This is a genomic window from Pseudomonas sp. GW823-FHT01D03 (assembly GCF_058798255.1).
In genome coordinates this window covers 4022425-4035755 of the sequence record NZ_JBXAKK010000001.1, presented here as the reverse complement: position 1 = coordinate 4035755, position 13331 = coordinate 4022425, and the positions used below count along the sequence as shown (strand labels likewise).

Genomic DNA, 13331 nt, shown 5'->3' with positions numbered 1-13331 from the left:
AATATAAAGTTGTACAACTTTTCCCAAAGTTTATAGCATCCGTTCCAACACCTTTGCTGAAACGATAAATCCAGTGTGAGTCCTGGATTTGTCCGCTGGTGCGTGGGCCGTCGGTACGGCTTTTCGCGTCAGGTTGTTGCAGCCGGGTCAGTGGAAGCTGCCCGTATTTCGCCCAGGACGACGACCCCGAATATGAGCGGTAACTCCGGTTATCAGAGATCTACTTTTTGTGCCTGACGCTGAATCGCGTCAGAGCGTTAGAGGCTGAACATGGCAGAAGCATCGAATTTCCTGGGCAACATCAAGGTTTCCCGAAAGTTGGGGGCCGGGTTTGGCGTTCTTTTGCTGGCGGTGGGGGCGGTGGCGTTCATTGGCTATAGCAGCAGCAATGTGCTGGTTGATCGCTTGGGCACCACGCGTCTGATCGGCACGCTCAACGATGCGACGCAGGACATGCGGCTGTCGGAGAAGCAGTACGAAGCGGCGGCGGATGTCGCTTATGCCGAGGCTTATCAGTCGCAGCTGAATGTGTTGCAAGGGCTGATCGCCAAGGCGTTGCAGACCCTGACGCGGGCGGAGAACCAGCAGGCGTTGAAGCGTTTGCAGGACACCACGCTGGCTTACGATCAGCAGGTCAAGCGCTTGGTCGAGGCGGACAAGGCAACCAGCGATGCGCTGAAACCGTTGGGGGCGATGTCGGACAAGTACGCCGAGACCTTCAACAGCATGTTCGAGAGCACCACGGCCAGCGCGTTGGCGTCTGCTGATAGCGCGCGGGTGGCGGATTTGCGCACGGTGGCGGATCTGCGCAATGGCATGACGATGTTTCGTCTGATGTTGCGGCGTTATATCGCCGTGCCGAGCGAGGCCAACAAGCAGGTGCTGCTGGACACCACCGATGCCTTCCTGGCCGACATGAGCAAGGCGCGCAGCGGGTTGCCGGCGGCTCTGTCGAGTCAACTTGAAGAGGCGCAGGCCGGGATGCGCCGTTATCGCGAGGTGCTGGTGCAGGTCGCCGCGCTGTTCGAGCAGAAGCAGAGCCTGCGTCAGCAGGTCGATCAACAGAGCCAGGCGATGGACAGCATCATGACCGGCCTGATGGACACGCAGCAGCGTCTGGCGCGGGACGATCAACAGCGTGCGTTTATCCAGATTGCCGTGCTGACGGTGCTGGCGCTGGTGGTCGGTCTGTTGGCTGCGGTGCTGATCTCGCGGCAGATCACCGGGCCGCTGGCGCTGACGGTGGAGCTGGCGCGACGGATTGCCAAGGGCGATCTGACGGTGCAAGCCAAATCCAGCCGCAAGGATGAGTTGGGCGATCTGCAAAACGCGATGCAGGACATGGCGCAAAGCCTGAACACGTTGGTGCAGGGGATCGGTAACGGCGTGACACATATTTCGACGTCGGCCGAGAAGCTTTCGGCGATGAGCGAGCAGACCAGCGCCGGTGTGCGCCAGCAGAAAGTCGAGGTGGATCAGGTCGCCACGGCGATGCACGAAATGGCCTCGACCGTGCAGGAGGTAGCGCGCAACACCACCGACGCATCCGCCGCCGCGACCCTGGCCGATCAGCAGGCGCGTCACGGCAGTGCGGTGGTCAAGCAGGCGACCGTGCAGATCAGTGAATTGTCGGTGGCGATCGAAGACTTAGGCGCGGCGATGAACGTGCTGTCCCAGGACAGCGAGCAGATCGGCAAGGTCATCGATGTGATCAAGGCAGTCGCTGAGCAGACCAATTTGCTGGCGCTGAACGCGGCGATTGAAGCGGCGCGGGCGGGGGAGCAGGGCCGTGGTTTCGCGGTGGTTGCCGATGAAGTGCGCTCGCTGGCGCAGCGCACCCAGGATTCGACCAAGGAAATCGAAGCGCTGATTGTCACGTTGCAGCAGGGCACGCAAGCGGCATCTACGCTGATGACATCCAGCCGCGAGCGCACGCTGGACACCGTGGTGCTGGCGCAGAAGGCCGAGCAGGCGATCACCGAGATCAACCATTCGATCGGCACGATCCAGCAAATGAGCCTGCAGATTTCCGCCGCCGCCGAGCAGCAAAGTGCGGTGGCCGATGAGATCAATCGCAGCATCGTCAGTGTGCGCGATGTGGCCGATCAGTCGGCCGTCGCCAGCGAAGAAAGCGCTGCCGCGACCATTGAACTGGCGTCGCTCGGGCAGGACTTGCAACGCATGACGGCGCATTTCCGCACCTGATGGCATTTCGCAATGAACTTGGCCGGAATTGACCGGTCAGCCTGTATAAGCGGGGGCCGCCAAGCGGCGCCACCCGGTCCGTGCATTTATTTTTTCTGGGCCATGGATGGTTGCAACCCGCTCTCAGGGGGCGTCATGACCAATACACCAATTTTCCCCCAGCCCAGCGGGGGATGCCAAGGATGCCGGCAAAAAGGCGAGGCCGATATGGCGTTCTCCTTCGCGTTCCAGCCGATTGTCGATGTGCGTGATCAATCGACCTTCGCCCACGAGGCGCTGGTCCGGGGCGTGCAGGGCGAAGGGGCGCTATCGGTTCTGCAGCAGGTCGATGACCAGAACCGCTATCGCTTCGATCAACTGTGCCGCGTGCGGGCGATCTCCACAGCCGCGCAGTTGGGGCTCACCGGGTTCCTCTCGATCAACTTCCTGCCCAACGCCGTTTATCGTCCGGACCTGTGCATCCGCAGCACGTTGGAGGCGGCCCGCGCGCATGCGTTCCCGCTCGATCGGTTGATCTTCGAAGCGGTCGAGGGCGAGCACGTCGAAAGCAACAAGCACTTGATGAACATCCTGCGGGAGTATCGCGAGTTTGGTTTCAAGACGGCCATTGATGACTTCGGTGCGGGGTATTCCGGGTTGAATCTGCTGGCGGACTTTCAGCCGGATCTGATCAAACTGGACATGGCGCTGATCCGCGATATCCACCGTGATCGCGTGCGTCAGGCGATTGTGCGGGGCGTGGTGGGCATGTGTACTGAACTGGGGATCGAGGTGATTGCCGAGGGCATCGAGCACCCGGAGGAACGGGACTTTTTGGCCGATTGCGGGATTTATCTGATGCAGGGATTCTGGTTCGCCAAACCGGCGTTCGAGGCAATGGCGCAGATTCCTGCGCAGGCGTGGCAGCCGATTTGACGGGGGCACGTTGTTGAGCCTGAGCCGTCAGGTTCAGGTGACGGCTCAGGCGTGCAGGGTCAGCCAAACTGGCTCGCCGACTCAACTGCAGATTTCGTCTGCCTTGAGCGGGTCAACTGGTAAGCAATCGCCAGCCATACGAACCATCCCGGCATGACCATCAGGGCAATCCGGGTGTCAGGTCGCAATGCCAGCAAGCACAGCACAAAGCCCAGAAACGCCAGGGAGAACCACGCCATCGGTACGCCACCGGGCATTTTGTAAGCCGACTTCGTATGCAGGTCCGGGCGTTTTTTGCGATAGGCAATGTAAGACGCGAGGATGGTCGACCAAGTGAAAATCACCAGAATTGCCGACACGGTGGAGACGATGGTGAAGGCGGTCATGACTTCCGGAACGATGAACAGCACCAGCACCCCAATCAGCATCAGCAGCGTGGTGAACGTCAGGCTCAGCAGCGGCACGCTGTTGCCCGACAGTCGCCGGAACAGGCCCGGAGCGTTGTGCTGGTTGGCCAGGCCGAACAGCATGCGGCTCGATGAAAACACGCCACTGTTGGCCGATGATGCCGCCGATGTCAGTACTACGAAGTTGACGATACCGGCGGCCGCGGGAAACCCTGCCACGAGAAACAGTTCGACAAAGGGGCTCTTGACCGGAGAAACCTGCTGCCACGACGTCACGGCGATAATGCAGGTCAATGCCAGCACGTAGAACAGGATGATCCGCAGCGGAATCGAGTTGATGGCCTTGGGCAAGGTCCTCTCCGGAGAGCGGGTTTCGGCGGCAGCGGTGCCGATCAACTCGGTGCCGGCGAAGGAGAAAATCGCCATTTGAAATCCGGCAAAGAAGCCGAACAGGCCGTTAGGGAAAGCTGCCTGTTTATCCACCAGGTGACTCAGGGACGCGGTGACACCACTGGGGGACACGAACGAGCTGGCAATCAGCACGGTGCTGACGCCGATCAAGGTCACGACGGCAATGATCTTGATGATCGCGAACCAGAACTCCACCTCACCGAACAGCCTGACCGTCAGCACGTTGAGCGCGAACAATGTCGCCAGCATGCCGACGGCGGGTATCCACGCCGGGACATCGGGAAACCAGTACTGGAAGAATCCGCCGACCACAACCGCATCGCCGATTACTGCCACGCTCCAGCTCAACCAATACGACCAGCCGAGGAAGAAGGCCGCGCGCGGGCCAAGGTAGGCGCCGGCAAAATCGGCAAAGGTTTTGAAGTTCAGGTTGGACAGGAGCATCTCGCCCATGGCTCGCATGACGAAAAAAACGAACAGGCCGATGATCATGTAGATGAGGATGATCGACGTCCCGGAGAGGGCGATGATCTTCCCGGAACCCATGAACAGACCCGTACCGATGGCACCGCCCATGGCCATTAACTGGATGTGACGATTGCTGAGCGTGCGCTGCAGCGCGGGCTGTTCAAGCAGCCCGGAAGGGTTCGATTTCATTGCAAAACCTCTTGATTTTATGTTTTTGAGTTTTGGCAGAAAGTAGGTGTCGAGCGTTCTTGTTAGAGCGGCAGCGGCTAATCACGGCGATGCCGGAACGGTGAATGGCCCCCCGCCAAGTCGCCGGGGGGGCGGCCATTACCGAATCAACTGACGGTGCGCAGACGCGAGGCGGGTGCCGGTTGCAGCTCCAGCAACTGGAAGAGGTTTTTGATGTTGGCGGGCGTCGGTACCAGGTGGATACGCTGGCCGATTTGCTGTTGCTGAGCCAGGTCGTTGAGGTAGCGCAGTGACGAAAAATCTTCCAAGGCAAAACCCACAGAGTCGAAGACTGTCACCTGCGTATCGCTCTCGCGGCCGGGAACTTCGCCCTGCACGATCCGGAAAAATTCGACCACTGGAGAGTCGGCTTCCAACTGCTGAATGTCGCCTTCAATGCGCGTTTGCGGCTCGAATTCCACGATGACCCGAGCGTTGCGCAGGATCTCCGCATGCAGTTCGGTTTTACCCGGGCAGTCGCCGCCGACCGCGTTGATGTGCATGCCGGGCTCGATCATCTCGGGTGTCAGAATCGTTGCGTAGGTTTTGTCGGCGGTGACCGTGGTGACGATGTCCGCACCCTTGACCGCGTCCTTCACCGAGCTGGCCAGAATCACGTCGATCTGCGGGAACGCGGCGAGGTTGTGCTTCAGCTTGAGTGAGGCGTCGCGATCAATGTCGAAGATGCGGATTTCGCTGATGCCCAACATTTCATGAAAGGCCAGTGCCTGAAACTCACTCTGGGCTCCGTTGCCGATGAGGGCCATCGATGTCGAGCCCGGGCGAGCCAGCGATTGAGCGACCAGCGCGGAGGTGGCAGCGGTGCGCACGGCGGTGGTCAAGGTCAGTTCGCTGAGCAGGGTCGGATAGCCACTCTGCACATCCGCCAGCAGACCGAAGGCCATGACCGTCAGCAAATTCTGTTGACCGTTGTTCGGGTGGCCGTTGACGTATTTGAACGAGTACTGCTGGCCGTCGTCGGTGGGCATCAGCTCGATCACGCCGTCTGCCGAATGATTGGCCGTGCGCGGCGATTTATCAAACTGCGCCCAGCGTGCGTAGTCCGCTTCGATGTAGCTTGCCATTTCGCGAATGGCGCGGCGGATACCGACTTGGGTGAACAGGCGTGTAGCGTCATCGACATCTATAAAAAGCGTCATGTTCTTTTTCTCCGGTTCAGACATTGAAAGGCTGTAGAGCGCGGGATGGTTCAGCTGCGTTTGCTCTCGAAACCATGCAGCACGTTCACCGCATTGATGCCGATTTCATCGACCATGTAGCCGCCTTCCATCACGAACAGGGTGGGGCAGCCGACACTGGCGATCAGCGTTCCGATGCCGATGAAGTCCTCACTTTCCAGCAGGAAGTGGCTGATGGGGTCGTCCTTGAACGTGTCGACACCCAGGGAAATCACCAGCACTTCAGGTGCGAACTGCTGGAGTTTTTTGCAGGCGTGGATCAGGGCGTTGCGGTAGCTCTCCCAGGTGGTGTTTTTCGGCAACGGGTAGTTGAGGTTGTAACCCTCGCCGACACCCGCGCCGACTTCGTGGCTGTAACCTGAAAAGTACGGGTAGGACACCGCGGGCTCACCGTGCAGCGACACGAACATGACATCGCTGCGCTGGTAGAAAATGTTCTGGGTGCCGTTGCCGTGGTGGAAGTCGACGTCCAGCACCGCGACACGTTTGGCGCCTTGGGTGATGGCCTGTTGCGCGGCAATCGCGGCGTTATTGAGGTAGCAATAACCGCCCATGTATTCGCGCGCGGCGTGATGGCCGGGCGGGCGGCAGAGGGCAAAGGCGCTGTCATGGCCTTCATCGATCAGTGCGAGGCCGGTGAGGGCGATATCGGCGCTGGTTTTCACCGCTTGCCAGGTCGTGGCGGTGATCGGCGAACCGGCATCCATGGCATAGAAACCGAGCTTGCCATCGATGAACGTCGGCACTTGCTCGTTGCCCAGATCGCGCACCGGCCAGACCAGCGGCAAAGCATCGTGCGTGCGCCCGGTTGCGCACCATTCGCTCCAGGCATTTTCCAGAAAACTGACGTAGCGCTCGCTGTGCGCGTTGACGTAGCACGAGCGGTCAAACGCGCGTGGTTCGACGATTTGCCCCAGGCCGACCTGTTTGACGCGGTTATGCACGGTATCGGCCCGACTCGGTTGTTCGAACGACGGTTTGAGCACGCCATCTTTCAATTCGGTGCCGTGGTGCAACCGATGGGAATCACTGAAAACTGTAAACATTCTGCGCATCCGTTAATGTGGGCCAGTGCAAATATTCTGTTCCGGCTGACCTGCGCTTTCTTTGCTTTGTTTTCTTGATTCAGTAAATTATTCGGGCGTTTTTACTCAGGATCGACGTCATGCAGAAAAAAATATCCAAACGCATCAGTCTCGACGAGACCGACCTGGCGATTCTTGAGTTGCTGCAGGAAGACGCCAGTATTTCCAACGCTGAACTCAGTGAGCGGCTTTCACTGAGCCTTACGCCGTGCTGGCGACGGCGCAAGCGAATGGAGGAGGCCGGGGTGATCAAGGGCTATCAGGCCAACCTTGATCGGCGCATGCTCGGGCTGGATATCATGGCGTTCGTGCACATCCGTTTTTCCACCCACGCCGATCATGCGCCGGACGCCTTTGAGACGGTGATTGCGCAACTGCCCCAGGTGCTGTCCTGTCACAAGATCACCGGCGATGCCGATTATGTGTTGCAGGTGCTGGCCGAGGATCTGGATAGCTACAGCGATTTCATCGAGCAAGTGCTCAGGCGCCAGGTGGGTATTGCGTCGATCCAGTCCAGCCTGGCATTGCGCGAGGTCAAGACCAGTAGCCGTATTGCGATACCCAGGCCGGTAAAGGACTGAGGGGGCGGGCGTCTCAAGTTCCAAAATTGAACGCGATGGATATTCGTGGCCTCTTCCCTTCGAAACGTCTTACCGAATGCATCAGCCATGAGGGAAACATGATGAAGGTTCCGCTTTTGGCGGCGCAGACCGTGCTGAAGCCGGCAGTCAGACAGTCTTCGACTCTCATACGCAAGGCCGGGTTGTAGGTCGAGGCAACCATTCCGCGCGGGTCGATGAATTCCAGGTCACCGTCGACGATCGGGTCATCTTCTCGTCCGCCGGCATCTACCCAGTAAACGCCGGACCAGAACGCGCCGGGGTGGCCATGAAGTGAGTTGCTGTGGCCAGCTTCATTTACATTGACCCAGGCGTTGAGCTTCCATTCGAAGTGCGGCTCGGTCAGTCCATACAGGTCGCTATGAACGGCGGTGAGTTGGCCGGCGAATGCTTTGGCGAATTTAACCAGCGCTTTGCAGGCATCTCCTTCCCAATTTGCGAAGTCATTGGCGGACTGCCAACCGCCGTCGTTGCTGCGTTGGGTACCGTTGCGATCTTGAGCCATGTGATTGGAGATGATGGCTTTCAACTCAGCGTTGAGTTTTTCTGCACCCGGGTACTGGATACTCGCCAATGGGGTTGCGAACAGTCGTCGAATTTTTATCAGTTCTGGATTGACCAGTTGGGTGCCCGACTGCATTTGACGTTTGATTCCTTTCGGTGAGTTGCAATAACGATACCGAATGAAAAAACCAGTTGATGTAAACCTTTGTTAAACCCGATGGGGTTATTGTAAATGTCGGAATTGACGCGATTTTGGTGTCAATCAAGCGGCGTTGATCCGTTCGATTGCCGGCGCCAGTGCAGGGCGCTTGTTCCGCCATTCGTCTTTGACAGTTCCGGGATGCTGCATGACGATTGATAGATTTCCTGGCTGAGAATCAATGTGGCGAGGGAGCTTGCTCCCGCCGGGGCGCGAAGCGGCCCCTCAAAAGAAGGCCTGCTGCGCAGTCCAGCGGGAGCAAGCTCCCTCGCCACAAGTGTTTGTGCCTGGGAGATTACTGCGGCAGCGCAAGCCACTCGCCAAGGACCTGCTGATATTTGCCAGTCACTTTGTTCAAATGCAGCCACTGATCGACGTACAGTTTCCAGCTGATGTCATCGCGCGGCAGCAGGTACGCCTTCTCGCCGTACTGCATGTACTGGTGCGGATTCACCGCGCACAACCCCGGTTTGAGTTTCTGCTGATACAGCGCTTCCGACGCGTCGGTGATCATTACGTCGGCTTTGTTGTCGAGCAGTTGCTGGAAGATCGTCACGTTGTCGTGCAGCGCCAGTTGCGCCTTGGGCAGGAAGGCGTGGACGAAGGCTTCGTTGGTGCCGCCGGCGGGTTCGACCAGACGCACGTTGGGCTGGTTGATCTGCTCGACGGTCTGGTACTTGCTGACATCGGCGCAGCGCACCAGCGGGATCTTGCCGTCGCTGTCGAGGGTGTTGCTGAAGTAGGCTTTTTTCTGCCGCTCCAGCGTCACCGAAATGCCGCCCATGCCGATGTCGCACTTGCCGGCCTGCATGTCCGGCATCAGGGTTTTCCAGGTGGTCTGCACCCATTCGACCTTGACCCCGAGGCTGTCGGCCAGCGAGCGCGCCATGGCGATGTCGATGCCCTCGAAGTCGCCGTCGGGGCGCTTGAAAGTGTAGGGCTTGTAGTCGCCGGTGGTGCAGACGCGCAGTTGGCCTTGTTGCTGGATGCTGTCGAGGTGCGAAGGGCTTTCCTGCGCCTGAACGCCGGCGGCCAGGGTCAGCGCGCCGCAAAGGATCATCGTGCTTTTTAGAATGGTCATGGACATCGGGCTTCTGCAGAGGACGGTAAGCCAGTGTAGTGAAAGGCCTTCGCGGGTGTCATCCCGAGTCCGGACTCAACGTGCCGAGCCACGCCACCAACGCCACGATCAGCAGGGCCAGGCCCAGTTCCAGCAGCACGCTGCGCCTGAGTGCATTCGCCGCGATCACGTGCTGTCCATCGCGTATGGATCGCTCCAGCGCAGGCCCAAGGTGAAAGCGGTTCAGCGCCGCCAGCACCAGCATTGCGGCAAACAGCAAAACCTTGATCGCCAGCAACATCCCATAGGTGCCGAGCAGCACGTCGTCCAGCCTCGGGCCGACGATGAACAGGTAATTCACTACGCCGCTCACCGACAGCGTCAGCACAATCGCCGCGCCGATCCACTCGAAGCGTTTCACCGCCGCAGCCAGCAGGCGAGTCCGCGCTTCATCCACACCATCCCGCGTCAGCAGCACCAGCGCCAGCATGCCGCCCAACCATGCCCCCGCCGCCAGTAAATGCAGGATGTCGCTGAGGAAATGCCAGAGTCGCAGCCAGCCTTCGTCCATTGCCCCGTGCCCACTCCAGGCGAGGGAGCTGAGGGCGACCGCGCCGGCCATTGACGCGAGCCACTTCCCCGGCTGAACCAGCACCACGATCAGCGCAATCATGCGCAGTGCCCACGCCAGCCCGACGTCCGTTTCCAGCAGCATCATCTGCAGATGCGGCCAGAGTGCGGCGAGTTCGGTTTCGCCACTCATGGCGCTCGTCATCAGCAGCAGCCCAGCCACCGACAGCAGGGCCCCGATCAACGCTAATCCACGCAACAGCGGCTTGAAACGCAGCGGCGCGTTAACGCTGTATAGCGCAAACAGCGCCACCCCGAACAACAGCAACAAATCCACATACAACGCCAGGCGCAGAATGATGTTGATCAGCTCAGCCATCGCTCACTTCACTTTGAACGTGACGTTGCCGGTGATCGGGTGCGTGTCGGACGACACCGCGCGCCACTCGACTTTGTAGGTGCCGGCGGGCAATGGCGCGAGCGGGGTGACGAGCATCGATTTCGGGTCGCTGCCGGCGCTGACTCTGGCCTTCATCGGCATCGGCGAATGGGCCATGCCGGGCATCTCGGTCATCACCAGTTTGGCGCCTGAGAACCGGGTCAGCAGGTTTTCGGAAAAGTGCAGTTCGATCTTGTCGGGTGCCGCGCCGTCGGCACCTTCGGCCGGGGTTGATGACAGCAGTTTCGGGTGAGCCTGAGCGAGGCTGCTCAGAAGCAATCCGCTGGCGAGTACAAGGGTGATATTCAACGTGCGCATGCAAGACCTCCGGGGTGTTTTTCAGTGGGAATTCAGAACCACAGCCGCACACCGAGCACGAGCCGTGCTTCGCTGCGATTCTCGCCTTCCTCGCGGGCGTAATCGGCGGTGTTGCCGTAGGTGCGGTTCCACGTCACGCCGAGGTACGGCGCAAATTCGCGGCGGATTTCGTAGCGCAGGCGCAGGCCGGCTTCAGTGTTTGACAGGCCGGAGCCGAGGCCCCGCTGCGGGTCGTTTTTGCCGTAGACGTTGAGTTCGGCGGTGGGTTGCAGGATCAGCCGGTTGGTCAGCAGAATGTCGTAATCGCCCTCCAGCCGCAGTGCGCTTTGTCCGCCTTCGCCGAGAAACGCCGTGGCCTCGGCTTCGAAGTTGTACAGCGCCATGCCCTGCACACCGAACGCGGCCCAGGTTTGTGGGGCGCCGGGTTTGAAGTCCTGACGCACGCCGCTGACCACGTCCCACCACGGCGAAATCGCGTGGCCCCACAATGCCTGGAGCTCGGCGTCCTCGGCCTTGCCGTTGCTGCGTTCGCCTTCGGAGCGCAGCCACAGGCGATCAATGTCGCCGCCAATCCAGCCGGACAGATCCCAGGCCAAAGCGCTGCCGTCATCGGCGTTTTGCCATTCGAGTTTGTCGGCGAGGAAGTAGCTGTTGATCACGCTGTCGTGCACCTGATGGCCGGCGGGGCTGACGAACACGGCGGCGCGGTCGGCGTCGGTCAGCACCGGGATCGGCGTGCGACTTTCAGTCGGCGCGGCGGGCTGCATCATGCCGTCGTCCATGCTCTGCATCGAGTGATCCATGCCGGGCATCTGACTGTGATCCATGCCTTGCATGTCGTCGGCGGCCATGACGGAGCTGCCGATGATTAACAAGGAGAACGCTGCGAATTGAGTCATGTTCGGCCCCTTCATTCTTCCACCCGCACTTCGCGGAACATGCCGGTTTCCATGTGATAAAGCAGATGGCAGTGATAGGCCCAGCGGCCCAATGCATCGGCCGTCACCCGATAGCTGCGACGGGTACCGGGGGGCATGTCGATGGTGTGTTTGCGCACCTGAAAGTTGCCGTTCTCGTCTTCCAGATCGCTCCACATGCCGTGCAGGTGGATGGGGTGGGTCATCATCGTGTCGTTGACCAGCACCAGACGGATGCGCTCGCCGTACTTGAGGCGCAGCGGCTCGGCGTCGGAGAACTTGATGCCGTTGAACGACCAGGCGAACTTCTCCATGTGCCCGGTCAGGTGCAGCTCGATCGTGCGCCCGGGATCGCGGCCGTCGGGGTCTTCGAAGGTGCTGCGCAGGTCGGCGTAGGTCAGCACGCGACGGCCGTTGTTGCGCAGGCCGAGGCCAGGGTCGTCGAGTTTCGGCGCGGTGCTCATGGCTTGCATGTCCACCAGCGGATTGTCCTGTTCGCTGGCGGGGTGCGATTGCATCGGGCCCATGGCCGAGTGATCCATGCCCGCCATGGCGCTCATGTCCATCGAGCCGTGATCCATCCCGGCCATGCCCATGTCGTCCATGGTCACCAGCGGGCGCGGGTCCAGCGCAGGCACCGGTGCTGCCAGACCGGCGCGGGTGGCGAGGGTGGCGCGGGCGTAACCACTGCGATCCATGGCCTGGGCAAACAGGGTGCAGGCCTCGCTGTCAGGCTCGACGATCACGTCGTAGGTCTCCGCCACGGCGATGCGCAGCTCGTCGACGCTGACCGGTTTGACGTGCAAACCGTCTGCCGCGACCACGGTCATTTTCAGCCCCGGAATGCGCACGTCGAAGTAAGTCATGGCCGAGCCGTTGATCAGCCGCAGACGCAGTTTCTCGCCGGGGCGAAACAGCCCGGTCCAGTTGCTGTCGGGGGTGTGGCCGTTGATCAGGAAGGTATAGGTGGCGCCACTGACGTCGGCGATGTCGGTGGGGTTCATCTTCATTTGCGCCCACATCGTGCGGTCGGCGACGGTGGCGCCCCAGCCTTTGTCGCTGACGTCGTCGATGAAATCGCCAAGGGTGCGCTTGTGGTAGTTGTAGTAGTCGGACTGCTTTTTCAGGGTCTTCATCAGGCTGGCCGGGTCTTCGTCGGTCCAGTCGCTGAGCATCACCACGTAGTCGCGGTCGTACTGGAACGGCTCCGGCTCTTTCGCGTCGATCACCAGCGGCCCGTAGACCCCGGCCTGCTCCTGCAAGCCTGAATGGCTGTGATACCAGTAAGTGCCGTGCTGCCGCACCTTGAGCTGGTAGACGTATACGCCGCCGGGTTCGATGCCGTGAAAACTCAGACCCGGCACGCCGTCCATGTTGGCCGGCAGGAGGATCCCGTGCCAGTGAATCGAAGTGCTGTCCTTGAGCCGGTTGCGCACGCGCAACGTCACCGTGTCACCCTCGCGCCAGCGCAAGAGCGGGCCGGGCAGACTGCCGTTGATGGTCAGCGCGGTGCGCGGGCTGCCGGTAAAGTTGACCGGAGTTTCGCCGATGAACAGCTCGAATTCGCTGCCGCTCAGTTCGTTGATCTGCCCAGGCGGGTTCAGCGCCCAGACCGGCGCGCGCCACAGACCGAGGCTGCCGAGCAGGCCGCTGGCGGCCAGGCCTTTGACGAAGGTGCGTCTTGAGGTGTTGGAAGGCATGCGCTGGAGGTCCCCGTTTGATACATGACGGAGAGGCTAACCAGCGCTGGCTTTCAGTTGGCTGAGAGGGGGATTACAGTTTTGAC

The 13331-nt window shown here is 60.4% G+C and carries 12 protein-coding genes and 1 pseudogene; 4 read left to right on the top strand and 9 right to left on the bottom strand.

The genetic code is table 11. The features are described 5' to 3' along the window. Positions 1–270: 270 nt before the first annotated feature. The 3 genes and pseudogenes from AC1RBR_RS17610 to rimA form a co-directional block, all read left to right on the top strand. Positions 271–1347: pseudogene (locus AC1RBR_RS17610) on the top strand (methyl-accepting chemotaxis protein); the annotation flags it as partial. After that, positions 1333–2205 (top strand): methyl-accepting chemotaxis protein, encoded by an 873-nt coding sequence (locus AC1RBR_RS17605; protein ID WP_410477721.1) that lies wholly within the window; start codon positions 1333–1335, stop codon positions 2203–2205. The pseudogene AC1RBR_RS17610 and the gene AC1RBR_RS17605, both read left to right, overlap by 15 nt. Positions 2206–2340: 135 nt before the next feature. Continuing rightward, a complete protein-coding gene (gene rimA / locus AC1RBR_RS17600) occupies positions 2341–3120 on the top strand; it encodes a S6 modification regulatory phosphodiesterase RimA (RefSeq protein ID WP_492565816.1) in 780 nt (259 codons plus the stop codon). 59 nt (positions 3121–3179) lie between these two features. Here the strand turns inward: rimA and AC1RBR_RS17595 are convergent, their stop codons facing one another. From AC1RBR_RS17595 to AC1RBR_RS17585, 3 genes are all read right to left on the bottom strand, one after another. Next, the gene (locus AC1RBR_RS17595; protein WP_095139943.1) at positions 3180–4595 is read right to left on the bottom strand and encodes an amino acid permease; all 1416 of its coding nucleotides are present in this window, start codon (positions 4593–4595) and stop codon (positions 3180–3182) included. A gap of 146 nt (positions 4596–4741) precedes the next feature. Further along, positions 4742–5794: an ornithine cyclodeaminase gene (ocd, locus tag AC1RBR_RS17590; protein ID WP_492565814.1), complete on the bottom strand. Its 1053-nt coding sequence runs from the start codon at positions 5792–5794 to the stop codon at positions 4742–4744. 50 nt (positions 5795–5844) lie between these two features. Beyond that, positions 5845–6879 (bottom strand): histone deacetylase family protein, encoded by a 1035-nt coding sequence (locus AC1RBR_RS17585; RefSeq protein WP_492565812.1) that lies wholly within the window; start codon positions 6877–6879, stop codon positions 5845–5847. 119 nt (positions 6880–6998) lie between these two features. Between AC1RBR_RS17585 and AC1RBR_RS17580 the strand changes: the two genes are divergently transcribed. Then, complete coding sequence (locus AC1RBR_RS17580) at positions 6999–7499, top strand: Lrp/AsnC family transcriptional regulator (protein WP_492565810.1); 501 nt, start codon at positions 6999–7001, stop codon at positions 7497–7499. Positions 7500–7512: 13 nt separating this feature from the next. On the opposite strand, the gene AC1RBR_RS17575 is transcribed toward AC1RBR_RS17580, so the two are convergent. The 6 genes from AC1RBR_RS17575 to AC1RBR_RS17550 form a co-directional block, all read right to left on the bottom strand. Continuing rightward, positions 7513–8178, bottom strand: a complete 666-nt coding sequence (locus AC1RBR_RS17575; RefSeq protein WP_166497887.1) for a TIGR02466 family protein — start codon at positions 8176–8178, stop codon at positions 7513–7515. Between the two features lie 358 nt (positions 8179–8536). Continuing rightward, positions 8537–9322 carry a transporter substrate-binding domain-containing protein gene (locus AC1RBR_RS17570; protein ID WP_492565808.1) on the bottom strand — a complete coding sequence of 262 codons (786 nt, stop codon included), beginning with the start codon at positions 9320–9322 and terminating at the stop codon, positions 8537–8539. A gap of 58 nt (positions 9323–9380) precedes the next feature. Beyond that, positions 9381–10250, bottom strand: coding sequence for a copper homeostasis membrane protein CopD (gene copD, locus AC1RBR_RS17565; RefSeq protein WP_492565806.1), 870 nt, complete (start codon positions 10248–10250; stop codon positions 9381–9383). A gap of 3 nt (positions 10251–10253) precedes the next feature. Further along, the gene (gene copC / locus AC1RBR_RS17560) at positions 10254–10628 is read right to left on the bottom strand and encodes a copper homeostasis periplasmic binding protein CopC (RefSeq protein WP_492565804.1); all 375 of its coding nucleotides are present in this window, start codon (positions 10626–10628) and stop codon (positions 10254–10256) included. 32 nt (positions 10629–10660) lie between these two features. Further along, entirely contained in the window at positions 10661–11527 is an 867-nt protein-coding gene (locus AC1RBR_RS17555; RefSeq protein ID WP_492565802.1) for a copper resistance protein B, read from the bottom strand. Between the two features lie 11 nt (positions 11528–11538). Then, complete coding sequence (locus tag AC1RBR_RS17550) at positions 11539–13245, bottom strand: copper resistance system multicopper oxidase (RefSeq protein ID WP_492565800.1); 1707 nt, start codon at positions 13243–13245, stop codon at positions 11539–11541. Between the last annotated feature and the right edge of the window lie 86 nt (positions 13246–13331).

Excerpts from the sequence above, each read along its gene's own strand:
- AC1RBR_RS17595 (WP_095139943.1), bottom strand. The coding sequence starts at position 4,595 with ATGAAATCGAACCCTTCCGGGCTGCTTGAACAGCCCGCGCTGCAGCGC.
- rimA (WP_492565816.1), top strand. The coding sequence starts at position 2,341 with ATGACCAATACACCAATTTTCCCCCAGCCCAGCGGGGGATGCCAAGGA.
- copC (WP_492565804.1), bottom strand. The coding sequence starts at position 10,628 with ATGCGCACGTTGAATATCACCCTTGTACTCGCCAGCGGATTGCTTCTG.
- AC1RBR_RS17580 (WP_492565810.1), top strand. The coding sequence starts at position 6,999 with ATGCAGAAAAAAATATCCAAACGCATCAGTCTCGACGAGACCGACCTG.
- ocd (WP_492565814.1), bottom strand. The coding sequence starts at position 5,794 with ATGACGCTTTTTATAGATGTCGATGACGCTACACGCCTGTTCACCCAA.
- AC1RBR_RS17585 (WP_492565812.1), bottom strand. The coding sequence starts at position 6,879 with ATGTTTACAGTTTTCAGTGATTCCCATCGGTTGCACCACGGCACCGAA.
- AC1RBR_RS17570 (WP_492565808.1), bottom strand. The coding sequence starts at position 9,322 with ATGACCATTCTAAAAAGCACGATGATCCTTTGCGGCGCGCTGACCCTG.
- copD (WP_492565806.1), bottom strand. The coding sequence starts at position 10,250 with ATGGCTGAGCTGATCAACATCATTCTGCGCCTGGCGTTGTATGTGGAT.
- AC1RBR_RS17605 (WP_410477721.1), top strand. The coding sequence starts at position 1,333 with ATGCAGGACATGGCGCAAAGCCTGAACACGTTGGTGCAGGGGATCGGT.
- AC1RBR_RS17550 (WP_492565800.1), bottom strand. The coding sequence starts at position 13,245 with ATGCCTTCCAACACCTCAAGACGCACCTTCGTCAAAGGCCTGGCCGCC.
- AC1RBR_RS17555 (WP_492565802.1), bottom strand. The coding sequence starts at position 11,527 with ATGACTCAATTCGCAGCGTTCTCCTTGTTAATCATCGGCAGCTCCGTC.
- AC1RBR_RS17575 (WP_166497887.1), bottom strand. The coding sequence starts at position 8,178 with ATGCAGTCGGGCACCCAACTGGTCAATCCAGAACTGATAAAAATTCGA.